Origin of the sequence: Bacillus sp. FJAT-27231 (assembly GCF_001183975.1) — a bacterium.
Classification (GTDB): domain Bacteria; phylum Bacillota; class Bacilli; order Bacillales; family Domibacillaceae; genus Pseudobacillus; species Pseudobacillus wudalianchiensis.
Genome location: NZ_LFZU01000001.1, coordinates 2,078,463 through 2,103,868, shown reverse-complemented (window position 1 = coordinate 2,103,868; position 25,406 = coordinate 2,078,463). Strand labels below are relative to the sequence as shown.

Annotated in this window: 22 protein-coding genes, 1 pseudogene and 1 riboswitch; of the genes and pseudogenes, 14 read left to right on the top strand and 9 right to left on the bottom strand. The window is 41.8% G+C overall.

Going from position 1 to position 25,406, the window contains the following annotated elements; translation table 11 throughout:
• Positions 1-62 precede the first annotated feature (62 nt).
• Complete coding sequence (locus AC623_RS09805; protein WP_049662261.1) at positions 63-392, top strand: hypothetical protein; 330 nt, start codon at positions 63-65, stop codon at positions 390-392.
• 52 nt (positions 393-444) lie between these two features.
• Here AC623_RS09805 and AC623_RS09800 read toward each other — a convergent pair whose 3' ends face one another.
• The 3 genes from AC623_RS09800 to AC623_RS09790 form a co-directional block, all read right to left on the bottom strand.
• Positions 445-1,686, bottom strand: a complete 1,242-nt coding sequence (locus tag AC623_RS09800) for a glutamate-5-semialdehyde dehydrogenase (RefSeq protein ID WP_049662260.1) — start codon at positions 1,684-1,686, stop codon at positions 445-447.
• A gap of 21 nt (positions 1,687-1,707) precedes the next feature.
• Positions 1,708-2,823, bottom strand: a complete 1,116-nt coding sequence (proB, locus tag AC623_RS09795; RefSeq protein ID WP_049666476.1) for a glutamate 5-kinase — start codon at positions 2,821-2,823, stop codon at positions 1,708-1,710.
• 289 nt (positions 2,824-3,112) lie between these two features.
• A complete protein-coding gene (locus AC623_RS09790; protein WP_049662259.1) occupies positions 3,113-3,775 on the bottom strand; it encodes an NUDIX hydrolase in 663 nt (220 codons plus the stop codon).
• A 180-nt stretch (positions 3,776-3,955) separates the two neighbouring features.
• Between AC623_RS09790 and AC623_RS09785 the strand changes: the two genes are divergently transcribed.
• The 4 genes from AC623_RS09785 to AC623_RS09770 all read left to right on the top strand — a co-directional run bounded on the left by AC623_RS09785 (position 3,956) and on the right by AC623_RS09770 (position 9,355).
• Positions 3,956-5,431, top strand: coding sequence for a PAS domain S-box protein (locus AC623_RS09785; RefSeq protein ID WP_049662258.1), 1,476 nt, complete (start codon positions 3,956-3,958; stop codon positions 5,429-5,431).
• A 203-nt stretch (positions 5,432-5,634) separates the two neighbouring features.
• On the top strand, positions 5,635-6,597 hold the full coding sequence (locus AC623_RS09780; RefSeq protein WP_049662257.1) for an ABC transporter ATP-binding protein: 963 nt from the start codon (positions 5,635-5,637) through the stop codon (positions 6,595-6,597).
• A complete protein-coding gene (locus AC623_RS09775; RefSeq protein ID WP_049662256.1) occupies positions 6,590-8,107 on the top strand; it encodes an ABC transporter permease/substrate-binding protein in 1,518 nt (505 codons plus the stop codon). Before AC623_RS09780 ends, AC623_RS09775 begins: the two co-directional genes overlap by 8 nt.
• Positions 8,108-8,263: 156 nt before the next feature.
• A complete protein-coding gene (locus tag AC623_RS09770) occupies positions 8,264-9,355 on the top strand; it encodes a branched-chain amino acid aminotransferase (protein ID WP_049662255.1) in 1,092 nt (363 codons plus the stop codon).
• A 33-nt stretch (positions 9,356-9,388) separates the two neighbouring features.
• On the opposite strand, the gene AC623_RS09765 is transcribed toward AC623_RS09770, so the two are convergent.
• Both AC623_RS09765 and AC623_RS09760 read right to left on the bottom strand, forming a co-directional pair.
• The gene (locus AC623_RS09765; RefSeq protein WP_049662254.1) at positions 9,389-9,730 is read right to left on the bottom strand and encodes a DUF3243 domain-containing protein; all 342 of its coding nucleotides are present in this window, start codon (positions 9,728-9,730) and stop codon (positions 9,389-9,391) included.
• A gap of 77 nt (positions 9,731-9,807) precedes the next feature.
• Positions 9,808-10,302 (bottom strand): L,D-transpeptidase family protein, encoded by a 495-nt coding sequence (locus AC623_RS09760; RefSeq protein ID WP_049662253.1) that lies wholly within the window; start codon positions 10,300-10,302, stop codon positions 9,808-9,810.
• Positions 10,303-10,526: 224 nt separating this feature from the next.
• A riboswitch (TPP riboswitch) is annotated at positions 10,527-10,628 on the top strand.
• Between the two features lie 69 nt (positions 10,629-10,697).
• Here AC623_RS09760 and thiT point away from each other — a divergent pair.
• From thiT to AC623_RS09725, 7 genes are all read left to right on the top strand, one after another.
• The gene (thiT, locus tag AC623_RS09755) at positions 10,698-11,264 is read left to right on the top strand and encodes an energy-coupled thiamine transporter ThiT (protein WP_049662252.1); all 567 of its coding nucleotides are present in this window, start codon (positions 10,698-10,700) and stop codon (positions 11,262-11,264) included.
• A 143-nt stretch (positions 11,265-11,407) separates the two neighbouring features.
• Entirely contained in the window at positions 11,408-15,199 is a 3,792-nt protein-coding gene (locus tag AC623_RS09750; RefSeq protein ID WP_049662251.1) for a dynamin family protein, read from the top strand.
• A 164-nt stretch (positions 15,200-15,363) separates the two neighbouring features.
• Positions 15,364-16,707: an MATE family efflux transporter gene (locus tag AC623_RS09745; RefSeq protein WP_049666473.1), complete on the top strand. Its 1,344-nt coding sequence runs from the start codon at positions 15,364-15,366 to the stop codon at positions 16,705-16,707.
• A 151-nt stretch (positions 16,708-16,858) separates the two neighbouring features.
• The gene (locus AC623_RS09740) at positions 16,859-17,176 is read left to right on the top strand and encodes a DUF3870 domain-containing protein (RefSeq protein WP_049662250.1); all 318 of its coding nucleotides are present in this window, start codon (positions 16,859-16,861) and stop codon (positions 17,174-17,176) included.
• A gap of 94 nt (positions 17,177-17,270) precedes the next feature.
• Positions 17,271-18,434, top strand: coding sequence for a DUF819 family protein (locus tag AC623_RS09735; RefSeq protein ID WP_049662249.1), 1,164 nt, complete (start codon positions 17,271-17,273; stop codon positions 18,432-18,434).
• 15 nt (positions 18,435-18,449) lie between these two features.
• Entirely contained in the window at positions 18,450-19,532 is a 1,083-nt protein-coding gene (locus AC623_RS09730; RefSeq protein ID WP_049662248.1) for a dipeptide epimerase, read from the top strand.
• A 29-nt stretch (positions 19,533-19,561) separates the two neighbouring features.
• The gene (locus tag AC623_RS09725; protein WP_049662247.1) at positions 19,562-20,563 is read left to right on the top strand and encodes a C40 family peptidase; all 1,002 of its coding nucleotides are present in this window, start codon (positions 19,562-19,564) and stop codon (positions 20,561-20,563) included.
• Positions 20,564-20,657: 94 nt separating this feature from the next.
• Here AC623_RS09725 and AC623_RS09720 read toward each other — a convergent pair whose 3' ends face one another.
• From AC623_RS09720 to AC623_RS09710, 3 genes and pseudogenes are all read right to left on the bottom strand, one after another.
• On the bottom strand, positions 20,658-21,134 hold the full coding sequence (locus AC623_RS09720) for a hypothetical protein (RefSeq protein ID WP_049662246.1): 477 nt from the start codon (positions 21,132-21,134) through the stop codon (positions 20,658-20,660).
• A 137-nt stretch (positions 21,135-21,271) separates the two neighbouring features.
• Positions 21,272-21,906 (bottom strand): annotated as a pseudogene (locus AC623_RS09715) (urease accessory protein UreD).
• A gap of 182 nt (positions 21,907-22,088) precedes the next feature.
• A complete protein-coding gene (locus tag AC623_RS09710; RefSeq protein WP_049662245.1) occupies positions 22,089-22,676 on the bottom strand; it encodes a dienelactone hydrolase family protein in 588 nt (195 codons plus the stop codon).
• Positions 22,677-22,858: 182 nt separating this feature from the next.
• On the opposite strand from AC623_RS09710, the gene AC623_RS09705 reads away from it, so the two are divergent.
• Positions 22,859-24,043: an acetyl-CoA C-acetyltransferase gene (locus AC623_RS09705; protein ID WP_049662244.1), complete on the top strand. Its 1,185-nt coding sequence runs from the start codon at positions 22,859-22,861 to the stop codon at positions 24,041-24,043.
• A gap of 133 nt (positions 24,044-24,176) precedes the next feature.
• Here the strand turns inward: AC623_RS09705 and AC623_RS09700 are convergent, their stop codons facing one another.
• Positions 24,177-24,821 carry a YczE/YyaS/YitT family protein gene (locus tag AC623_RS09700; RefSeq protein ID WP_049662243.1) on the bottom strand — a complete coding sequence of 215 codons (645 nt, stop codon included), beginning with the start codon at positions 24,819-24,821 and terminating at the stop codon, positions 24,177-24,179.
• 113 nt (positions 24,822-24,934) lie between these two features.
• On the opposite strand from AC623_RS09700, the gene AC623_RS09695 reads away from it, so the two are divergent.
• Complete coding sequence (locus AC623_RS09695) at positions 24,935-25,387, top strand: MarR family winged helix-turn-helix transcriptional regulator (RefSeq protein ID WP_049662242.1); 453 nt, start codon at positions 24,935-24,937, stop codon at positions 25,385-25,387.
• Positions 25,388-25,406: the final 19 nt, after the last annotated feature.

Below are 25,406 nucleotides of genomic sequence, written 5' to 3'. Positions count from 1 at the left end.
GCTTCCTAACGGGAATAGGAAGTTTATATAACCTATGCGAATGCAATGAATGGAGGAGTTGGATGAATACTTCCGCAATGCTGAGAGGCTATTTATCGAAGATGATGGACAACGAAAGTTATTTTTATCATGTAGTGAATTGTATGGAAGTACAATTAAACGATTGGGGACAAGAAGCTATCTTACTATTTGATTGGAATGAACACGATGAAGTCATCTATGCGTCTTTTATAATTGAAGACCACTTATACACTTTTTCCCTAGACCAGGAAATGGCGGCCACGCTGCAGGAAAAGAGTCCTTATTCACTAGATCGCTTTATGTGGGAGGCGCTTGTCAGACAAGGGTTTAGATTAAAAAAAAGTAAGTATATTCAGATGGCTTTTCTATAATGGGACGGTAAATAACCGGCAGCTTAAATTCAGAAGCTGCCGGTTCGTATGCTTAGTTTCTAATTTGTCCCGTTCCTTCGACGAGCGATTTTACCGTTGTCAAAGCGCGTAATCCCATCGGTCCACGGGCATGAAGCTTTTGCGTGCTAATGCCGATTTCCGCTCCGTATCCGAATTGTTCTCCGTCTGTAAAACGAGTAGACGCATTATGGTAAAGAACAGCGGCGTCAATAGCACGGAAGAACGTCTGTACACGCTCCTTGCTTTCCGAAACGATCGCTTCCGAGTGTTTTGTCCCGTACGTTTGAATGTGGGCGATTGCCTCTTGAATGCCTGCTACTGTTTTGACAGCCAAAATGGGAGCTAGGAACTCTGTAGACCAATCTTCTTCAGAGGCTTGCTTGATAAATGAAAATTCCTTGACGAGGTCATCCGAGCCGCGAAGCTCGACTCCTTTTTCATAAAGCGACTGCAATAGCTCTTTGTGATACGGCCAATCTTTATGAATTAATAAGGACTCGGCTGCATTGCAGACAGAAGGGCGGTGGAGCTTGGCATTTTCTGCAATCGCCATAGCCATCTCTTTTTCTGCGCTTTCATCAATATAGACATGACAATTGCCGACACCTGTTTCTAAAACAGGAACCGTTGCCTGCTTAATGACTGTTTGGATCAAGCCAGCTCCGCCGCGAGGAATGAGCACATCTAAATATTCGTTTAACCGGAACATGTCAGACGCTGTTTCTCGGCTCGTATCTTCAAGCAGCTGCAGGGCCTCTTCTGGAACAGGAGATGCCTGTAAAGCAGCCTTCATCACTTTTGCCAAAGCTAGATTAGAACGGGCAGCAGAGGAACTGCCGCGAAGCAGCACAGCATTGCCCGCTTTTAGACATAAAGCAGCCGCATCAACTGTGACATTCGGACGCGCCTCATACACCATGCCGATCACGCCGAGGGGAACTCTTACCGTTTGGATATTCAATCCATTCTCCAGCGTCCATTTTTCTGTTACTTCACCAACTGGATCTTTTAGGTGAATTAACTGCCGAACACCATCCGCCATCTGCCGGATCCGATCTTCTGTTAATTTGAGACGATCTAATAAAGGCGGGGCAAACCCGGCGGCCGTTCCTGCTTCCATGTCCTGAGAATTCTCCTGTAAAATAAAATCTATATTTGAAAGCAACGCCTCTGCAATTTGCTCAAGTGCCTCGTTTTTCTCGGTCTCCGTTAGCATTCCCATCTGGTAAGAAGCTGCCTTTAACAGCTTCGCTTTTTCAAGTAATTCTCCCATTCTCTCCACTCCATTCTCTCATCAAATCATGACTTTTGTTGTCACCCAATTATCGCGGTGAATGACTTCCGCTCGCTCATTGATTGAATGCATTTTTGCTTGTGCACCGGCCTGGCCTTTTACTTTCTCTAAATCAGCAGAAGAATAAAAGACTTGCCCTTTGCCAAGAACTTCTCTTTTTTCATTTAAGACCGTGACAACGTCCATCGCGTGAAATAAGCCTTCCACTGCCAAAACACCGACTGGAAGCAAGCTTTTTCCCCTTGATAAAATAGCCTGTTCAGCTCCTTCATCGACAATAATAACGCCGTTCGGCTTTGCATGGTGAGCGAGCCACTGTTTTTTCATTTGCATATGGCTTTTAAAAGGAGAGCCAATATAGGTGCCGGAGCCTTTGCCCGCCAGAATATCCATTAATTTTTCCTGGCCGGCACCGTTGCCGACAAATACCGGCACGCCGAGTGATAATGCTTTTTTTGCTGCCAACAGCTTTGACCTCATGCCGCCGGTTCCGATAGAAGTGCCGCTGTCACCGGCATAAGACAGTAATTCATCTGTGACTTCAGGGATAAAATGAAACCGTTTTGCCGCAGGATTTTTAACGGGATTACTATCATACAAGCCGTCAATATCAGTCAGGATAATGAGCGCGTTTGCTTGGGTAAAGCCGCTCACAAGAGCCGACAGCATATCGTTATCACCATAAGTGAGCTCCTCGATCGAGATCGAATCGTTTTCGTTAATGATCGGAATAGCGCCCGCTCTTAACAATTCCGACATCGAAGTGTAAAAGTTATGAAAACGCCCGCGGCTGTAAAAATCTTCTTTCGTTAAAAGCATTTGCGCAGCAACAAGGTTAAAAGGGGCCAGCAGGGAAATATACTTCTGAATAAGCAGACTTTGCCCGACTGCCGCTGCTGCTTGCTTGGCTGCCACTGTTTTCGGACGGGCCGCATACCCGAGTGACCGGAAGCCGGCCGCAATGGCCCCGGAGGAAACGACGATCACTTCATGACCATTTTCACGAAGTCTCGCAATAGCGGATACATGATCCTGTACTTTTTCTTCGACGATATTACCTTGCTCGTCAGTTAGGGAACTGCTGCCAATTTTCACAACAACCCGTGATTTCTTCACCATCCATCATCCTTTTCGTCTATATAAAAAACAGCATGCCCCTCCTCCTAACAAAAGGACGGAGGGCATGCTGTTCCGCGGTACCACCTTTATTGGTGCATGAAAGCACCCACTTTAAACCCGTAACGCGGGGAACGGCCTATGTTGTCATAAGCGATACATAATAAGGGCAGGTTCAACAGCTTCCTGCGAGGAACCTTTCAGCCGGTGGGTTCCACTCTCTAACGCATTTCACTTGTTTACTAATCCCTCGATCGTTTCAGTATTTATGATTATTCATAATTATCTATTATTTTCTTGATTTGTCAAGAGGCAGGGAGGGCGATGAAGCAATGCCTGACTCTTTGACAAGTTCAATGAAATGTTTAAGTATGCGAGCCGTTAACCCCCAAATAATTCGGTCTTCATAAAAATAAAAGTACTCATCCATAGAACGAGCCTGCCAGTTATAATCCTCGCCGCCGATAATTAAATTAAAAGGAAAGCCTTCTTCCGGTTCGACTTTAAAGTGGATAGAATGACGGTCTGGTACGGCGGTTAATAAATAATCAAGCGGTACTGTAAAAACTTCTGCTACCTCATCTGGATTAGGTTTTAGCTGATCTGCCGGCAGTACTCCTACGAAAGGAAAGATGATTGTCCCAAAAGGCGATAGCATGAAATCGAGTGGAAAAGTGCTGTGAACAGCTGAAGGGGAGATCCCAAGCTCTTCTGATGTTTCACGTATAGCCGTAAAACGTTCATCTTTATCCTCTGGATCACACTTTCCGCCCGGAAAGCAAACTTCTCCCGGCTGCCGTCTCATTTCATATGAACGCACTTCAAATAAGACGTGAATGTCTCCTTCTTTTTCAACAAGAGGTAGAAGAACAGCAAACTTTGCGAAATTTTCACTACCTAAAATAGCCGGTGTCCGGCCTTGAAATTGTTCCATTAGTCGATTCATTTCCATAGCGGCACCTCTTCTTTACGACATGTTTGTCTTTATTATAGTGTATTCCCTCGAAATTGTGTGAAAAGCACTCTTTTCTTTCTCCGACAAGCATTTGTCATAAAAACTCACCTTTTGTTGAAAGATTTTTAGTGAAAAAAAGGAAATTTTTATACATAGTAGAAAGAGGGAGAGGATAGAGTGAAAACGAATGAAAAAAGATTGATCACAACTGATACAGCAGCAACTAAATGTAACAGCTGGCGTGACGCTTTTTTACAGGCTGTTTGCGACCCTCTGTACGTTTTAGATTCGGAGGGAAAAGTCATCACGGTGAACGATGCCTTCGAACAAGAATACGGCTGGACATTACAGGGAATAAAAGGGAAGCTTTTGCCGATTGTCCCTTTGCATCTTGAAGTAGAATTTAATTTTTTACAGCAGCAGCTCCAGGACGGGAAAAGAATTCAACACTACAAGACCATTCGCCAAAATAAAAAGGGTGCTCTTCTTCATGTTGAAGTTTCTGCATCACCCGTGCATGATGAAAGCGGACAACTTACTGCCGCTATTTATGTAACAAGAAACATAACGAAAAAAATTGAAACCGCTCTTTTATTAGATCGTCAAGTCGAAGAATTAAAGGAAAATGAAAAAAGGTTTCTGATTATATCAGAAAACATCAATGACATTTTTTGTGTGTATGACCGTTTTACAAAGAAACTTCATTACATTAGCCCTTCTTATGAGAAAATACTTGGTCATCCTAAAGAGGATATTTATGAGGATATAAGCTCATTTCGAGCGGTTATCCACCCGGAAGACCAGGAACGGTTTAGAAAGTTTGCCATTGAAGAGATATACGGTGAAGGGGCAGAAATTGAATACCAGGTGATTCATAAAAATGGGTCCATCATCTGGCTTCGTTCGCGCAAAATTATCGATAACCGTTTTAAAAACCGTGTAATTGTGATTACTCAGGACATTACAAGCTTAAAAGAAAAAGAAATTTTATTAAATAAGCGGGATAAGCTAAGTGCTGTTGGCCAATTAGCCGCGGGCATTGCCCATGAAGTGCGAAATCCGCTGACAGCTATAAAAGGTTTTACCCAGTTATGGGGGCAGGAAACACATCATAAATACAGCGAAATTATCCTGTCTGAGCTGGAAAGAATTGAATCGATTATGCAGGAATTCTTAATGCTGGCGAAACCAAATCAGGAAATGGTTTTTATTGAGAAGGATATTAATCATATTTTACGAGATACGATTGCCTTTATGGGACCGGAGGCGCTGCTTTACGGCGTAGAGCTAGTTTCAGAACTGGCAAAAGAATTGCCTCTCGTCCGTGTGGAAGAAAAGCAAATGAAGCAAGTTATTTTAAATTTGATTAAAAACGCCATTGAAGCGATGCCAAACGGAGGGAGAGTGACCATCACAACAAAACAGGCAATAGATGGATCTGTTTGCATTGAGGTGATGGACAATGGGATTGGCATTTCTCAAGATCGCATCCCCCATTTATGTGAGCCCTTTTACTCTAATAAAGAAAAGGGAACAGGATTAGGATTAATGGTTAGCTTCAAAATCATTGAGCATCATAATGGGAAAATCTTTTTCGAAAGCGAAGAAGGAAGCGGGACGAAAGTGGAAATTAGGCTTCCCGGCAGCCATTGACCATTTCTAAGTAATGGATCAATCTTTTTTAGCGACTGCCAAATGAAGGAATTGCTTCACCATAAACTAATTAAGTTGGTTTCCTTCTAATACTTGCCCATCTGTTTGATCTAGATGGGCATTTTATTTTTCTTAGAAGAAAAGTTTGTTAAAGTAGATGTTTAGGGAAAAGATGAGGGAGAAAAAAGGAAAGAGGCATGCATATGATTCAATTTAATAACGTATCCAAAAAATATCCTGACGGGACGGCTGCTGTTCAGTCCATTGACTTATACATACGCGAAGGAGAATTTCTGATTCTTGCTGGCCCCAGCGGCTGTGGAAAAACGACTACATTGAAAATGATTAATCGGTTAATTGATGCCACAGATGGAACGATTACGATTAGAGATAAAAACATACGTGATTATAATATCCATGAATTACGCTGGAATATCGGTTATGTTCTCCAGCAAATCGCTCTTTTTCCACATATGACAGTTGAAGAAAACATTGCTGTTGTTCCTGAATTAAAAAAGTGGAGCCGAGCGCAGACAAAAGAGCGGATAGATGAACTTTTAACGATGGTTGGCCTTCATCCAAGCACGTACAGAGGGAGAAAGCCTTCAGAGTTGTCGGGCGGACAGCAGCAGCGTATAGGGGTTGCCCGCGCTTTAGCTGCCGACCCAGACATTTTACTAATGGATGAGCCATTCAGTGCCTTAGACCCCGTCAGCAGAGAAAAAATGCAGAACGATATCCTTACATTGCAAAAACGAATTAACAAAACTATTGTATTTGTGACACATGATATGCAGGAAGCCTTTAAGCTTGGTGACCGCATTTGTTTAATGAAGGCAGGGCAAATTGTCCAAATCGATACGCCGAAGACTATTTTTACCCATCCAGCCAACGAATTCGTTCAACAGTTTATCGGATCAGCCCGGCCTTTAACACAGGGAATCATCACGGCCGCACAAGCTCTTGAAAGCCTCCCGATTGCTGACAAGAAATCAGGAGGCCGGATAATCAGTGCGGATTTGCCATTGGAAGAAGCGATTGAACAGCTGATGGATGATGAGCAAATTGAAGTAGAAAAAGAGGGGCAGATCATTGGAGTGCTTACGAGACAATCCGCCCTCGCTTATTTATCTGGCGTGTTAAAGGAGAGAAGGATGTATGAATAATTTCATAAATGTATTGACTGAGAGAAAAGGGGATGTCTGGCGTTCTCTGCTCGAGCATGTGCAGATTTCTTTCATCTCCTTATTTTTTGCTGTTCTCATTGCGATTCCGCTTGGCATTTATTTAACGAGACATAAAAAAGCAGCCGAAAGCATCATTGGCGTCACCGCTGTTCTTCAAACGATCCCATCTCTCGCTCTGCTTGGATTGATGATTCCAATATTTGGAATCGGGCGGCTGCCAGCCATTATTGCATTAGTCATCTATGCCTTGCTGCCTATTCTTCGCAATACATATACAGGGATTGTCGGAGTTGATCCTTCACTTTCTGAAGCGGCCAGAGCCATGGGAATGAAAAGCTATCAGCAATTAATCAAAGTAGAATTGCCGCTCGCCATGCCAGTCATTATGGCAGGAATTCGGACAGCAATGGTGCTAATTGTCGGAACAGCCACTCTTGCTGCTTTAATTGGAGCAGGCGGGCTTGGTGACATTATTCTGCTCGGCATTGATCGTAACAATGCTTCTTTAATTGTTTTGGGAGCGATCCCTGCTGCACTGCTCGCTATCTTTTTTGATGTCATATTAAAGGCAGCCGAAAAAGCTTCCTTTAAACGCTCATTGACGATGGCGGGGATTGCTGTTATTGCTGCTTGTGCTCTCCTAATTGCGCCGTCGCTGCTGAAAACAAAGCAGGAGACAATTGTCATTGCTGGAAAACTCGGCAGCGAGCCTGAAATATTAATGAACATGTACAAGCTGCTCATTGAACAAGACACGGATTTACAAGCGGAGCTGAAACCGGGTCTTGGCAAAACCTCATTTGTTTTTAATGCTCTTCGGGCCAAAGAGATTGATCTTTATCCAGAGTTTACAGGTACGGTTATCGCTGAATTTTTAAAAGAAGAAGCGAAAAGTACAGATCGTAAAGCGGTCTATCAGCAAGCTGAAAAGGGTTTGCTCAAAAAATATGATCTGATGCTGCTTCGGCCAATGGCTTATAATAATACATACGCATTAGCGGTACCAGAGCAAACAGCTGAAAGCTTTGATTTAAAAACGATATCTGATCTTAAGAAAGTCGAACGGCAGATGAAAGCTGGATTTACACTGGAATTTTCTGATCGGGAAGATGGGTACCGAGGTATTCAAAAAAAGTATCATCTTTACTTCCCATCTGTTCAGACGATGGAACCAAAGCTTCGCTACCAAGCGGTGAAATCGGGTGATATTAACTTAGTAGATGCTTATTCGACAGACAGTGAATTGCAACAATTTCATTTAACGGTATTAGAAGATGATCTCGGTTTATTCCCACCGTATCAGGGGGCACCGCTATTAAGGACGGAAACGCTGGAAAAGCATCCGGAGCTCGAGCGAATATTAAATAAGCTTGCAGGCAAAGTGACAGATGAACAAATGAGGAAAATGAATTATGAAGTCAATGTAAAAGATCAAAAAGCAGCAGCCGTAGCAAAGGAATTTTTAGAGAGGGAAGGCCTTTTAGACTGAAAAAGTGCAATTGGACAAAAAATTGAAAATGTTTTACAATAATTTTGCACTAAACTATTGTGAAAAGATTCTAAAAAATTGTAAAATGGTATGTATATAGTTATTTATTATCTTTATCTTTTCCCAAATTCATATACAGCAAGGAGACAGTGCGAAATGAAAGAACAAACTATCCAACTCAACTTAAGTCCTGAAAGAAAATCGAAGCCAAAATCTGAAGAGCTAGGCTTTGGAAAAATTTTCACGGATCATATGTTTATTATGGATTATACTGAAGGGCAGGGCTGGCACGATCCGCGCATTGTTCCTTACCAGCCGATTTCACTAGATCCGGCCTGCATGATCTTTCATTATGGCCAGACGGTGTTTGAAGGATTAAAAGCATACCTTACAGAAGATAATCGAGTGTTATTATTCCGCCCACAGAAAAACTTTGAGCGTTTAAACCGTTCAAATGAACGCCTATGTATTCCTCCAGTGGATGAAGAGTTTGCTCTAGAAGCTTTAAAACAATTGATTTCAGTGGAAAGAGATTGGATTCCGAACGCAGAAGGGACCTCTCTTTATATTCGTCCATTTATTATTTCTACAGAGCCTTTCCTTGGAGTGGCACCATCAAGCCGTTATAAATTTATGATTATTTTATCACCGGTAGGAGCTTACTATAAAGAGGGCATTCATCCAGTGAAAATATTAGTAGAAAGCGAGTTTGTCCGTGCGGTTGCTGGTGGAACAGGAGAAGCCAAGACAGCTGGAAACTATGCTTCTAGTTTAAAGGCGCAGGAAATAGCTGACGGCAAAGGATATACTCAAGTTCTATGGCTGGATGGCTTAGAGAAGAAATACATTGAAGAAGTAGGCAGCATGAATGTCTTCTTTAAAATAAATGGAGAAATTATAACGCCTGCTTTAAACGGCAGCATTTTAGAGGGAGTCACGAGAAACTCTGTCATCGAGCTTCTAAAATCTTGGGATCTGCCAGTAACAGAACGCCGTTTGGCGATGGAAGAAATTCGTGAAGCGTATAAGTCCGGCCAATTAGAAGAAGCCTTTGGTACAGGAACAGCAGCCGTTATTTCTCCAATCGGAGAATTGCTCTGGAATGATGAAAAGATGGTCATTAATGAAGGAGCTACAGGTCCGATCGCTAAAAAGCTTTATAGCACAATTACTGGTATCCAAAATGGAAAAGAACAAGATCCATTTAACTGGACAGTAGAAGTAGAACAATATGCTGCAACAAAATAATAATACGTCTGCCTTTTGGCAGACGTATTTTTTTTATTCCTGATCCACGAATTTAACGAGCATATGGGCTAAATGATGACGTTCATCCTGCGTGCCTACATTCCATAGCTCCTGGAGCAGTTTTTCTTCTCTATTTTTTGGCTCAGCATGTTCTGCTAAGTAGTCAGCAATTTTCTCGGTAGCCACCGCAAGCTGCTCTTCATTCAAGCCGATTTTTTCAGCAAGTTCAATTCTTTTTTTCAAATAGGATTTAAAAGAGTTAAAATTCTCAAGAATGCTGTCCATTCTTTCAGGACTAATTCGCTCAAGCGTATCGTCTACTTTATGGGGCTGTAACTCTCCATCTTTATGAATAGCATGGTTTTCCTCTGTCATCAGTGATTCCTCCTTTACTGTTTCGTTATGCCCTCCTTCGCCTATTTTCAAACCTGAGACAGAGGAATTTCAGTAGCTTAAGGACGAATATGAACAGGAGTGCCAATTGGGACAATGCTTGCTAATTCTTCTACGTCGCGATTGTACATGCGGATGCAGCCTTTTGAAACAAACTTGCCGATGGAGGAAGGATTATTCGTTCCATGGATGCCATAAGATTGTTTTGATAAACTCATCCACATCGTTCCGAATGGACCGCCTGGATTGGGAGCTTTATTAATAATGACAAAGTCTCCGGTCGGTGTTCGAGTCAGCATTTTGCCTACACCTACCGGATAGGTTTTTTGAACATTCCCACGGCGAAACAACGTCAATTTGCGCTGGGATAGCGAAATACTGATAGAGTAGGGGAGAGAACTAGGTGACGGAAGACCTGGAATCCGGATTTGCTGCCCAGGAGAAAGCTGATACAGATTGACCCCAGGGTTAGCAGCGATCAGCTGAGAGACAGAAAGCCGATAATCACCAGCAATTGATGAAACTGTTTCTCCACGTTTCACAACATGATTCATAGACGCACCTGCTTTTATTCTTTTTTGAACAAGCCCTAATAAAGCGAAAACTCCAATATTCACTTACGTATATGAAAGATAAAAAGCAGATATACACATTTATTAAAATAGGTGATGCTGACCCATCACTCCTCGCTGAAAAACGGAAAGCACTTTATCACTTTAAATTGGCGAACAATCCCCCTGTTTCATTTTCTTTACACTTATGCTATAGTAAGAATATACAAGTCCACTAGGGGTGTCGTTAGACTGAGAGAGGAGTGATCCTCAACTCTAAGAACCTGATCTGGTTAGTACCAGCGTAGGGAACGTGTGACAGATACGGGAAACATTCGCAAATGCGGAATATCTTTTGTATCAGTTCACCCCTTTGGATAAGAAAAGGGGGATTTTTTATGGAGAGAAATAAACTAGTGACAATGATCGAAATCGCTGTTATGGCGGGATTATCGTTCATATTAAGCTACGTGGAGTTCGGTGCTCTATGGGCGTTTGGAGGCTCTATTTCGCTTGTAATGGTACCGATATTCGTTATGGCGTTTCGCCGAGGCTGGCAAGCAGGCTTCTTAGCAGGTCTGTTAGTGGGGTTAATCAGCTTACTGACAGGCGGCTATGTTGTCCATCCGGTACAGCTAGTCCTCGATTATCCACTTGCCTATGCGGTGCTTGGATTAGGAGCATTTGTTGTTTTTCATAAGCCGGTTACGACAGGCCGAATTTTCGCTGGCCTATTATTAGGTACATCACTTCGCCTTGTCTGCCATTTCCTTTCCGGAGTCATTTGGTTCGGCAGTTATGCACCTAAAGGCACGCCGGTTGCTGTTTATTCTTTCTTGTATAACCTTTCCTATTTACTTCCGGAAATGTTGATTACATCAGCTGTATTACTCTTCTTGAAAAAGACAGCACCGCGTTTTTATAAGCAATCTGCTTCTATTGAAAGCAGTTCGGCTAGTTATTAATAAATAGAAAAAGCAGAAGCCGTATGGATGGGTCGATCCATACGGCTTCTGTTTTTTTTGTGTAAAAGAGGCCCACAGCTGAAATGTCGAAGACATTTCGATACAATGAAATAAAAATATTTTAAAAATGGGAGCGGGATCGTATGCTGACGGAAAAATTGAAGAAATGGCTAGCCAATCAAAAGCCTACTCGCGCCTTGCTGCTTCCGAAGCTAGAACAGCTTCATGCTTTGTTGTTGAAGTATGAGGATCAGGAAAGAGCGCAATTGTGCGCTGAATTGATGGAAAAGCTGGAAAATCGCGAGTATGTCATTGCCTTTTATGGTCATTTCTCAGCTGGAAAATCTTCGATGATCAATGAATTAATGGGGGAAAGCTTGCTGCCTTCGAGCCCTATTCCGACGAGCGCCAATATCGTAAAAGTGAAAGAGGGTGAGCCCTGTGCGAACATTTTGTTTAAAGATGGGACGCTCAAAAACTTTCCTTATCCTTACAACATCGAGGACATCCAAGCGTATTGTGTGAACGGAAATATAGTAGAGGAAGTCGAAATATCACATCGCACTGGGCAACTTCCGGAAGGAGTGACTGTTTTTGATACACCGGGAATTGATTCGACAGATGATGCTCACCGAGTCAGTGCTTTGTCCAAGCTTCATTTAGCTGATCTTGTTTTTTATATGATGGATTATAATCATGTGCAGTCTCCGGTCAATTTTGAATTTAACCGTCAGCTTTCAGAAAGAGGAAAAGATAATTATATTATCATTAATCAAATTGATAAGCATGTCGCTAGTGAATTATCTTTTGAAGAGTTTTCAAGCCGTATTCATCATTCGTTCACTGAGCATCATCTCACATACAATGGACTTTATTTCACTTCCTTGCAGGATGAGAGTCATCCGTATAACCAAATAAACGAGTTAAAAACCTTTTTATCCAGCAAAATTGCAGATCGCTACCAGCAAATTACTGCCCATGTTCTTCAAGAAGCGATCATCATAGCCATGGATTTTTTTCAAAAACAGCAGGAAAAGAAGAGAAGAAAGCTAGATGAGTATGATGAGCTGCTCGTTGGGACAGCTTCTTCTCAACAGCTTCAGGAAGAACTTTTCAAATTTACAGATCGTAAAGAAGCGATCGAAAAACGGGATCACCTCTTTATTCCACTGTTTGATCAGATTCTCACAGGTGTCTTTCATAATGCTAAGCTAATGGATTACTATGCCCGGATCTTTGTACGTCAGTTTTTAGAATCCCGTGAGCTGTCCTTTCAGGTGCGCGGCTTCTTTTCCCGCAAGAAAACGAAAAAAGAAAGGGAAGCGCGGCTGCAGCAGCTATTTCAGGCATTGAATGAAAACAGACTGTCCTACATTGATATCCCCTTAAAAGAAGAACTGATTAAATTGCTGCAATCCTTTGATGTGCTCACAGAGGAGCTGCGAGAAGGCATTCGCCAATGCCAAGTCCATTTTTCTCCGGAGCTGCTCGTAAAGCTGGTGAAAAGTGGAGCCATGCTAACAGACGACTACGTACTAAACTATGCCAAAGACATTAGCCGTGAAATGAAGAGTTTATATCGGCAAGCATTTGCTGTCCTCGTTGAACCATTGGAGACGCAGGCAAAAGAAAATAATCGGAGAAAAAGAGCTTTACTAGCACAGGAATATGAAGAGATTCAGCAGAAAATCGATGCTTGGAAAAAGCGAGAACAGATAAAAGCGCAAGAAGCCCAGCTCTATGAAAGTATTTTTGCCATGCTTGCCGTACGGGGAACAGAGAAAGTGGAAAAAAGACCTTTTCAGGCATTTAAAAAAACAGGCCAGCTGGCAGAACAAAGACGAAAGCGATTCATTGATATTGGTGAGGCAGCGAGAGAATGGAGCAGGCGATTAGAAGAATTGGCCTTTACCCCTGTTGATTTAGAAAAGCAGGTGAAGGAAATAAAGAGAAAAGCAAGCTTGCTAGCGCAAGCGGGTCATATGGAGCAAAGAATAGGGCAGCTAAAGGCACGGATTGAACGGTTAGAGAAAAATGAGTATACAATTGCGTTGTTCGGAGCTTTTAGTGCCGGCAAGTCCTCTTTCGCCAATGCCTTGTTAGGAAAGCGGGTTCTGCCTGTATCACCGAACCCGACTACTGCTGCAATTAATGAAATTCGTGTACCAGATCAGGACCATCCTCATGGAACAGTGACATTATTGTTTAAAACAGAAGAACAATTGCTAAAAGATATTAATCAAGCGTTAGAATTAAGCGGAAAAACCGTCAATAGCCTAGAAGCTCTTCATTCTCTTCTACAGGAGCATGAAGAGTTCATGAAAAGCAAGGAGTCATCACAAGAAAAAGAGAAAAGAGGCGAGCCAGAAGAAGAAAGGTTTAGCCCGCTTGAAGCGTTGCCGCTGGAGCAATTTTCATTTTTACGCGCTGCTCTTTCGGGTTATCCCAAAATCAAGTCCCAGCTTGGACAATCAGCAAGAAAAACAGCGGAAGATTACACTGAATTCGTGAGCGTAGAAGAGAAAGCTTGTTTTATAGAACGGATCACCTTATATTATTCGTCCCGGCTAACTGAACAAGGTATGGTGCTTGTCGATACACCGGGGGCAGGCTCCATGAATGCCCGTCATACGGAAATGGCGTTTAACTATATAACAAGTGCCGATTCTATTGTATTTGTCACTTATTATAACCATGCTTTTTCACGGGCGGATCAAGCCTTTCTAACCCAGCTTGGCCGAGTCAAAGATTTTACCGGCAAAGATAATCTGTTTTTCATCGTGAATGCCGCTGATCTTGCTACAGCGAAAAGGGACTTACTCGATGTACTTCAACATGTAGAGGAGAACTTAATAAAATGCGGAATCCGGCAGGCTCGGATTTATCCGGTATCCAGTCACCTTGCTCTGTTAGCTAAAGGAAAAGCGGCTCATTCATTAACGGAAGAGGAACAGAAGCGGTATAACGCCCTTCTTCGTTTAGCAGCAGGTGAACAGCTGGCGGCTGAGGCAGCGCTTGATCTGTCAGGCTTTTCTTTGTTTGAACACCACTTTTATCCTTTTACGAAACAAGCCCTTGCTATAGCTGTTTTGCAGCAGGCAGAAGTGGACGTTGAACAAGCTGTGATTGAGTTAAAAAGACGGATACGGCTCGCTGAAGCGGACGAAACAGCGAAGCGTGAGCACCGAAAAGAGCTCTCTCAACAATTGACCGAGACACTCTCTTACCTAGACAACCGGTCCTTTTCAGCGGAGCTTGAAGCTTTTCAGCAAGAGATCAAGGAGTTATTATTCTATGCGAAGCAGCGCCTGTTTTATCGCTATAATGATGAATTCAAGGTGATCTTCAGCCCGACAGCATTCGATGCTTTTGATGATACTTTGACGGCATTGCACCGAATGACCAATGAAGTCATTCGCTTCGTTGCTAGAGAAATGACGCAGGAAATGAGGACAGCGGCCTTTCGGTTGCAAACCTTTATGCAAAAAAGCATGGAACGAATGTCAAAGTCTTTAGAAAAAGAATTAAAACCAATCTTGCCAGCGATTTATTTAAAAGAAACAAGTGTAGGGGAGGCTCCGGAGTTATTTTTTGAAGCAGGTCTGTATGATATCCATTCCGGCTTATTCTCTTCGTTGTTGAAGGAATATAAAAGTTCACTGCAATTTTTTGCAGAAGGCGGAAACAAACGAATCCGGGATGAAATTGAAAAAGAGCTCATCACGCCTGTTCATCAATATATTCGCAACGAGGAAGAACGGGTAGAAGCCGCTTTTCTTCCGTTTTATGAAGAACTCCTAAAACAAACAAAGAAGGACGCAAGATCGCAAATAAAAGAACAAGTGGAAGGACGACTTGCGGCACTCACTGAAAAAGCAGAGGCAGCTCATTATAAAAAGCTGCTTTATGAGCTGCAAAGCGGATATTTTTCTTAATAAAAGTAAAACAGTTCTGAAAAGAGTTTTCTTCAGTGCCGCTTTTTATTTTGCCTAGCTTCACACATGTACGTAGAAGTGCATCCTTAAGTATGACTCGTATAAGCATTTTCATCGCCTCTTCTTTTCTTTTTCATTATGATAGAGGGGAAAGGAGCATGAGAATGAAGCAGCATGATTTTACAAGCGGAAGCATTTGGAGGCAGCTGCTTACTTTTTCCACCCCTATCTTGCTGACTAATCTATTACAGGTATCCTACCAGTTCATCGATAGCTTATGGGTAGGAAATTTGCTCGGTGCTAATGCACTGGGGGCGGTAGCTGTTTCTAGTACGGTTATTTTTACGGTATTATCCTTTATCATTGGCATTAACAATGCGACCTTGACGATCCTATCGCAGCTAAAAGGAAAAGATGACCCTGAACATTTAAAAAGGTATGTCAATGCTTTTACCGTCATTTTAACTGCCTTATCAGCAGGCTTAGGTGTTGCAGGCTTTTTCTTCGCAAAAGATATATTGCAGCTGCTTGATACACCAGCCTCCATGATTCCTGAAGCCGTCAGTTATTTACAAATAAATTTTATAGGCATTCTTTTTCTATTTGGTTATAACTTTATCGGCACTGTTTTTCGTGCTCTCGGCAACAGCAAAACACCGATTCGTTTCGTTCTAACCGCTGTTATTTTAAATACGATTCTCGATCCGGTGTTTATCCATGTGTTCAACATGGGCATTGACGGAGCGGCCTACGCCACCATTGTGGCTCAAGGCGTGGCTTTTCTATATGGTTTATTTATCAGTATCCGGTTTAAGTTCATTCCCTTTACGGTTCCTTTTCTTCCAACGAAAGAAGAAGTATCGCTTATTTTAAAACAAGGAATCCCCGCTGGCTTGCAAATGATGGTCATTTCTGCAGGAATGGCGGCTATTATGAGTGTTGTTACTTCATTTGGCGGGCATGCAGTGGCTGGTTTTGGTGCTGCCCAGCGCCTGGACAGTCTGTTAATTTTGCCTGCTCAGGCTCTCAGCACAGCAGTCAATAGCATGGCTGGCCAAAATATCGCGGTTCACCAGTGGAAACGGGTGAATCAAATAGCGTTATATGCCACCTTCCTTAATTTAGCCATTATGCTGACAGCGGCTTTGTTCATCTTTTTGTTCGCTAACTGGAGCATACGCTTATTTATTACAGACAAAGAAGCGGTCGCTTTTGGAAGGGAATATATAAAAATGGTCGCCTTTTTCTATCCTTTTCTAGGCCTGAATTTTGTATTAAATGGGATTGTACGGGCAGCAGGGGCGATGTTTCAAGTATTGGTGTTAAACCTGATTTCTTTTTGGGTGCTGAGATATCCGTTGACGGAAATTTTTGCGGGCTGGATAGGAGAGCGTGGAGTGGCGCTAGGCATGGGAATTAGCTTTGTTATTAGCAGTCTGTTCGCTTTTGGTTATTTTTATTTTGGAAAATGGAAGGAAAAAAAGTTATTCGCCACCGAGAGAGAGTAGTTTATTCATAAAATATAAAACTTAATATTTTTAATATTGCAAATGACAAATGAATATATTAAGATAAATGTACCATGCTTATTACGACGAACATTTGCATCTAAAATATGTAAATGCCCCGCGTAATACCCGAATGGCAGGAGGAACATCCGTGTTTCATAAAGATACGATTTACGTGATTGGGGATAGCAAAACCGCTTCTAACAATCCGATTATGCAGCAATTCAATTCCTATTTCATCGGACTTGTCATTGATCGAAACAGTCATAGAATCTTAGAGGCTGAGTGTTCTTCAACCATTTCATTAACCTCTAAATTTGTTCAATCCATTTTTAATGGCCGGTCGATGATGGAAGTAGAAGAGATTATTTCCGATATTGAAAGCCGATATTTTGGCGCTTCGCAAAAGGCTTTAATTGTGGCATTTAAAAATGCTCACATTAAATATAACCAAATTATTAACGGTTAGCTGCTTCATTTGTTTACGCATTTGAAATCCAGCTGTTAAAGGAGATCGATCCTTTGGCAGCTGGATTTTTTATTTTTTAAAGGAGGAATTGTAGATGATTCAAGATGGTGTGATGTTTGTTTGTTTTTTGCTCGCCTTTACAGCAGTGATTGCCATTGCAGAAAAAACGATTGGCGGGAAGTTCTTTAAGTACGTACCAGGAATTGTTCTGATTTATATTGGAGCCGCCTTAATGAAAACGTTTGGATTTTTCTCTGCCAGTGAATCAGTTGAAACCGCTTACGGAACGATACGCGGCTTACTTTTGCCAGCGATGCTGATGTTAATGCTGCTTCATTGTGATTTAAGAAAGATTGCCCGTTTAGGCCCCAAAATGCTCTTAACCTTTTTCGCGGCATCTTTCAGCATTATCGCTGGATTCACCATTACTTATGCTCTCCTTCAAGGGCTATACGCGGAAGGAACTTGGAAAGCCTTTGCTGCCCTTAGCGCCAGCTGGACGGGCGGATCGGCCAATATGGTTATTCTTCAAGGAATCTTGAATGTACCGGAAAACATTTTTGGATACGCCTTGATTATGGATACAGTCAATTATTCTGTTTGGGTCATGTTTTTATTCTGGCTTGTACCGTTAGCGATGAAATTCAACAAGTGGACGAAAGCGGATACCTCTTATATTGATCAAATTACTGCCCAGCTTGAAGCAGAGGAAAATGGAGACAAGCAGCCAATCGGCTTTGTTGAATTGATTGGCTTTCTTGCACTCAGTTTATTCGTTTCCGCATCCGCCACAAAAATAGGCGCCAGCCTTCCTGAGCTTGGAGCTGCGGTTAATGCTACAACTTGGACCATTATTATTGCATCCGCTATTGGCTTGATCTTAGCGATGACAAAAGTAGGGAAGCTGCCAGGATCAATGGAAATTTCAAAAGTCATGCTTTATATCGTCATCGGCTTAATCGCTTCTCATGCTGATTTTTCCCAGCTGTTTCAAGCGCCGATTTATATTATTTCCGGTTTCATGATCATGTTCTTCCACGGTTTGATTATGGTGATTCTGGCGAAAGTCTTCAAATTAGACTTATTTACAATGGGTGTAGCCTCACTTGCTAATATTGGCGGTGTCGCCTCTGCTCCTATTTTAGCGGGTTCCTTTAACAGAACGCTTATCCCGGTAGGTATCCTGATGGCCGTCCTTGGCAGTCTGCTTGGCACCTATTATGGTATTTTCACTTCTTACATTTTATCTGCGCTTTAAGGAAGGGATGTCATCATGTATATTAATAAACTCAAGGTTTCCATAGAGAAACTTCCATTAGTTAAACCTTTTAAAACAGCGTTACGTACAGCACAAGACATTGACAATATTTTTGTGATGCTTGAATTGGAAAATGGCGTGATTGGAATGGGAGCAGCTGCTCCGACCGTTGCCATTACAGGAGATTCAACAGAAGGAATCGCAGGGGTGATTGAGCATGTCATTGCCCCGCAGCTCATCGGACAAAAAATTACACAGTTAAATCTGCTTTCACAGCTTATCCAGCAATCGTGCGTTGGCAATACGAGTGCAAAAGCGGCTGTTGAAATAGCTGTTTATGATGCAGCCTGCCGTTACTGGAAAATTCCCTTGTTTGAGCTGCTCGGCGGCCAAACGAACCAGCTTCGCAACGATATGACCGTCAGCATTGGTGATAAAGAGGAAATGGTGAGCGATGCCTTAAAAATTATCGAGGATGGTTTTTCTATTTTGAAAATCAAAGCGGGGAAAGACTGGGAAAAGGATGTAGAAAGAATTAGTGCCATCCGTGAGGCAGTTGGTGACAAAATCGTGCTCCGGATCGATGCGAATCAAGGCTGGTCGGTTAGCCAAGCTATTCAGATCATTCGCGAGCTCGAGGATCGAAAGCTAAATATTGAATTAGTCGAACAGCCGGTGAAAGCTTATAACATTGCCGGATTAAAGGAAATAAAGCGCAGTGTTCGCACGCCGATTATGGCAGATGAAAGTTTATTTTCTCCGATTGACGCGATGAAGCTATTGTCAGAACAAGCGGTAGACTATTTAAATATTAAATTAATGAAAACAGGCGGAATCCGCCGGGCGCTGCAAATAGCCGATATGGCGGAGGCAGCAGAAGTAGAATGTATGATTGGCAGTATGATGGAATCTATCGTAAGTGTGTCAGCTGCTATCCATTTGGCTGCCGCTCATCCGAATATCACCAAAATTGATTTAGATGCACCGCTATGGATCAAACAAGAGAATTTTGAAGGCATTTCTTACGAAGAAGATCTAATCAAACTCGGAAATGAAGCAGGTCTAGGAATTAAAAGGAAGGAAAACCTTTCCTTTTAAATAAATAAAAGAAAGGATGAATGGTAGGTATGTTAAAAAAGTGGTATGCCATCATATTAACCATCGGAGCTTTATTCTTTTTATCAATGAGTCCGGCAGAAGCAAGAGGGAAGGCCAATAATACTCATTATGTTGATGTATCCGCAGCAACCTTATGGACAGCACCTGATTTAGTGAGAGAGGTAGACAAGCCTTCCGCTGCAAATCCTGTTGATTTAAGAAAATGGACAACGAACATGACGTACGAAGACAAGCTCGGCCTCGTTGGAAAGCTGGAAACACAAGCTTTGTACGGCTCGAAAGTAACGGTGTTTGAGCAAAGAGGGAATTGGGTAAAAGTCGCTGTGCATAATCAACCGACGCCCCGTAATGAACAGGGCTACCCGGGCTGGATGCCGAAAGCCCAGCTTGTAAAAGGGAAAAACTTTGAAAATAAGTTAAACCAGCCGTTTGCTCTTGTTACATCGCCAACAGCCTGGTTGTACGAGAATAAACAATTCTCCAAAAAGTTTATGGAAATCAGTTTTAACACACGTCTGCCTGTTATAAAAGAACTTACACATGAAGTGCTTGTCGTAACACCAGCGGATGGAATGAAATGGCTAAAAAAGAAGGATGCGGCTATTTATAAAAGTGAAAAAGCTATCCCAGCTCCAACTGGACAGGATATTGTGAATACTGGCAAAAAATTTCTCGGACTTCCTTATTTATGGGCAGGCATGTCTGGGTTTGGTTTTGATTGTTCAGGGTTTACGTATACTCTGTATCACGCAAATGGAATTGTTATTCCGAGAGACTCTTCTGTCCAGGCAAAGCATGGCACAGCGGTCGAAAGGAAGAATCTGCAGGCAGGAGATCTTCTGTTCTTTGCTTACGATCAAGGAAAAGGGAAAGTCCATCACGTAGCCGTTTATATCGGTGATGGAAAGATGATTCACTCACCTAACAGCTCTACACACGTACGGATCGATGCAATTGAAACATCAGGCTATGGTGAAGAATACGCCGGTGCCCGCCGATATATTCAATAAAACAAAAACTCCACCCAGGATCTGCTATCCGGTGGAGTTTTTGCGTCTTTTCAAAAAAGAATTGATTAAATCAGTCTGAAAGAAGGCCCTATTATCAGCGGTCTTCTTTTTCTTTTATATGATCGGCTACTTTTTCATGAATTTCGTTCTCGATTGCCTCAACATGTTTATCTTCAAGCTTTTGTTGGGGGTGAGGATGGAACCATTGGATTTCACCTTCGTGAACAAACCCCTTAAATTTCTCTCCTTGCACTTGCAACGTGAACTGGTGGCGTTCATGCACCTGATCTTCAAAGGCAGGCTTGACCTCTAAATCCTCCGCTCGGCTGGAAATACCATGCTGTCTCATTAATTCGTATATAGTGGATTCGATCGCATCCATTTCTTCTTTACTAACCATTTGTTGTGGCTGAGGGTGCATCCATTGAATGGTATCCTCATGGAAATAACCCTTAAACTCATCTTCTTCAATTTTAAATGTAAAGGAGTATCTTTCATGAACACGGTCCGGAAATACCGTTTCTACCTCAAAATCTTCAAGTACTGGTTCATCTTTATTTTCCGCAGTCATTACCTAAACCCCCTAAAAATGTAGTCTAATTAAATCGTTTCCCTAATCTAGGTAAAGTAATCTTTTTTTGAAGAAAAATGATCCTTTTTTCAAAAAAAAGAATCCGCCAGCTTTTAATGCTGCCGGATTTTGATTAATTAATACTTTCTTAACGAGCTTGGGATTGTATCAAACCATTCCTGACTGATCAAGCGATGGCACTCTGCAAATACTCGTTCAATCATCTGGGTAGAGTTAGCTAAAACTCGTATGCTGAAGCCGTCCACAGGTAGTTTTGAAAGGCCAAACTTTATATGGTTTGAGCCAATAGAACAGATTAATTCGTACAATTTGTCCAGGAGGATGCTATTCGTTTTTTCACTAACAACAATCATAGAACCAAGATGTGTAAAACCTTCCAGAAAGCCTAGCCCTGTCATGTTTTGCCTAGCTGGTGTCAGCTTAATATGATCAAATACAGCAAGTTCGCCGTCTAAATAAACTTCATTTATTAGCTGCACAGTATCATATGTGAATCTTTCTCCACTTGGAGACCAGCCTGCAGTAAGAATGTCTGTATAAAGAAAAGTAGCTCCAGACTCCATTCGAACAATATTCTTCTGCTGATACCGAGCGTTTTCATAAGCAATTAGCGGATCTGGAAGAAATTCTAGATAGCTGCCTTTCTTTAAGGAAATTCTGTCTCCTGGCAGGCATAATCCTTAGGAGTCTTATATACCTTCGTTGCAGATTGAGTGGTTAAAGTGACCTTCGTACCTTCATTAACTGTAATTCTCTAAGATATAAAGAAAAACAAGGTAGATCATTTATCTATTTTTTATTTATAGCCTCGTTATTGGAGAAAGGATAAAGCATGGCACACTTGTCAAAAGGAGACCTTCTATTTGTTATTCCTATTCGAGGAGAAGGAGGGTATGCCATGCAGCTGTTTTTAAGGCACAATTAATGATATAGTTATTCAATGAACTTTAGTAACTCATGAAATGCCGCTTGTGCCGATTCTACATGATAATTTTGAGAGAAAGGATCGCTAAATCCGTGCTTCCCGGTAAATTTATGAGTTGTAACATTCTTTTTATGTAACTTTAATAGCAATGGACCTACATCAAATGACGGTTCTTCTTGTGGAAAAAACAAGAGGACAGGGCACTGTGGTGCCATGTCTAAGTAGTCTCTAATACGGGAGCCATAATATCCTACAATCCCATCCGCTAGTTTTTCGGTGCTGCAAAGCCATGCGACTGTTGCTCCTACACTAAATCCGAGGACAAATACTTTTTTATATTTCTCCTTCGTCTCTAACAATACATCCTTCACTATAGCAGCGGCTTTTGTAAATCCAACCTTCTCGATGAAATATTGATAAGCCAATGCCTCCTCAGAATAAGGAAAAGGAATCTCCCGTCCTAATAAATTGGGGCAGATAATATCTATTCCTCTGTCTGCTAATAAGTTGCAGATGCTCTTCATATGCTGATTTATACCATAGATTTCATGTACGACAATCACGGCAGTATCAGATTCCTTATGTATATGAATCATGCTAAAGCTCCTTCTGAACGTAAAGATTCATTGTTTAAAAGAAATACGCTGAACTCCACGATTAGTTTCAATCTTTTTCTATGAATGAGTAATTTTTCAGCTTAGTGATTCCCTAACAAAAAGTGAATAGTCATTCATAATGTGCTATAGTAGAGAGGAAATCGAGGATGGGGGGATAAAGCATGCAGTCTGTTTATTTAATTGAAGGCGCGAGAACACCATTTGGAGCCTTTGGCGGGGAATTAAAAGGAGTATCAGATATTGACCTCGGGGTAACAGCCGCAAAAGCTGCGATCGAAAAGAGTTCCTTATCATCAGAAGAAATCGAGGATGTCGTGTTTGGCAATGTGATTCATACAACGAAAGCCGCTTCTTATTTAGCACGCCATATTAGCTTAAAAAGCGGAGTGCCTGAACAAACACCGGCACTGACAGTGAACAGGCTGTGCGGTTCGGGCTTGCAGGCAATCGTATCAGCGGCTCAAACGATTCTTTTAGGCGATGCTAACACTGCACTTGCAGGCGGAACAGAAAATATGAGTCAGGCACCTCATGTACTGCGCCACACTCGCTTTGGCTCGCCGTCCGGTCCGCCGCCAGTAGATGACATGCTGTGGTCGACCCTTACCGATCAATATATCGGCTGTGGCATGGGCATTACCGCAGAAAATCTAGTCAAGAAATATGAAATCAGCCGTAAGGAGCAGGATGAATTTGCTCTCGAATCACATAAAAAAGCAGCAAAAGCACAAGCTTCAGGCCGATTCATCGAAGAAATTATTCCTGTTCTTCTTACCGATAAAAAGAACAGAACGATTACCATTTCAGAAGATGAACACATCCGAAAGGACGTCGACCTTGAAAGTCTCGGTAAGCTGAAACCAGCTTTTGCAAAAGACGGAACTGTAACGGCCGGCAGCTCAAGTGGAATTAATGATGGAGCAGCTGCAGTAACTCTTGCTTCAGAATCATTTTTAGCGAGCCGCCCGAACATAAAGCCGCTTGCCAGGATTGTTTCATGGGCAGTTGCTGGAGTAGACCCGAATATCATGGGAATTGGGCCTGTACCAGCAAGCGAAGCTGCACTCAAGAAAGCAAATTTAACATGGAATGATATTGAGATAATCGAACTAAACGAAGCATTCGCCGCACAATCACTTGCGGTAATAAAGCAGTTGGACCTTGATCCGCAAAAAGTGAACGTCAATGGGGGAGCGGTAGCGCTCGGCCATCCGGTCGGGGCAAGCGGTACACGCATTACGTACTCACTTGCTCTTGAATTAGAAAAGCGCAAAGCGAAATATGGCCTTGCTTCTCTCTGCATTGGCGGGGGACAAGGAATTGCTATGGTGCTTGAGCGGGCATAGTCTATTAAACACAGATTGATTATTTAAATAAAAAATCATTTTCAATAAAGTTTGATTAAAAACCCTGCATTTTGCAGAGTTTTCTCTTTAATTATGAGGCAGCATGAGTTGAACAAGATAAGTAAAAAGCATTCTATGTAGAATGCTTTTTATCGTTATTACAATTTGGTGAAATACTAGAGGGTGTTAACAGGCGGGCCAATGCCTTTTCAGTAACTGGCATAAAGTAATTAAGTATGAGCCCCCCTAAACAAACGGTTAATAAAGTTCCAACGCCGATGGGTCCATGTAAAATCACAGCTATGATCAAGAATAAAAGGTAAATGAAGGTTCTCGAAAAAAAGATATTCGTTCTAGTTAATTCTTGGATGATTAATGTTAATCGATCAATTGGGATTGGGGCAAAATTTGTATGTAAATAGGTTGCAGTTCCTAGCCCGATCACAATTAAGCCCATGCCAAAACAAATCATTTTGCTGTACCATAATTCAGGTGTGATCACACCGTGCAATAAGAAAAGCCACATATCAATACCGATCCCTGTTATAACGGCTGTTAACAATCCCAAAACCTCTGGTCTTTGTTTTTGTAAGAATGAATTACAACAGATCAATAGTAAAGCGATAATGATTTCCCAACTTCCTACAGTAAGCCCTACGTGTATGGATAGCCCTACTAAAAGCGCATCAAAAGGTGAAGTTCCAAGGTCTGATTGTATAGTGAAGGCAATACCGAGCGTTAATATGAAAATACCTAACACATAAAAAATATACCTCACTTTACTTCCCCTCTTTATTGTGACTTTTGTTGCATATACAGCAAAATTACGTTAAATTTAGTATATGTTATTTTTATAGCATTTGCAATAAAATATAAAATAAGGAGTTAATGATGAAGGAAATTCTTCGTGAGATTGGAATGATAGCAAGGGCGTTAGATTCGATAAGCAATATAGAGTTTAAAGAATATGACCTTACAAAAGGGCAGTATTTGTATCTTGTGCGAATATATGAAAACCCCGGAATCATTCAAGAAAAGTTAGCTGAGATGATAAAAGTAGATCGAACAACGGCCGCTCGTGCTATAAAAAAACTTGAGCTCAATGGCTTTATTGAAAAGAAAGAAGATCAACAGAACAAAAAAATAAAAAAGCTCTTTCCAACAGAGAAAGGGAAACATGTTTATCCTTTTATAAAAAGAGAACATGACTATACCGATAGCGTCGCATTAGCAGGATTTTCTGAAACAGAAGTAGAAACCATTTTCAATCTTCTTCAGAGAGTAAGAAAAAATATAGAAAAAGACTGGGAATTTGTAAAAAAGGGCAACAAGAGAAAGTATTAATGATCTAAAGGAGCGGCAG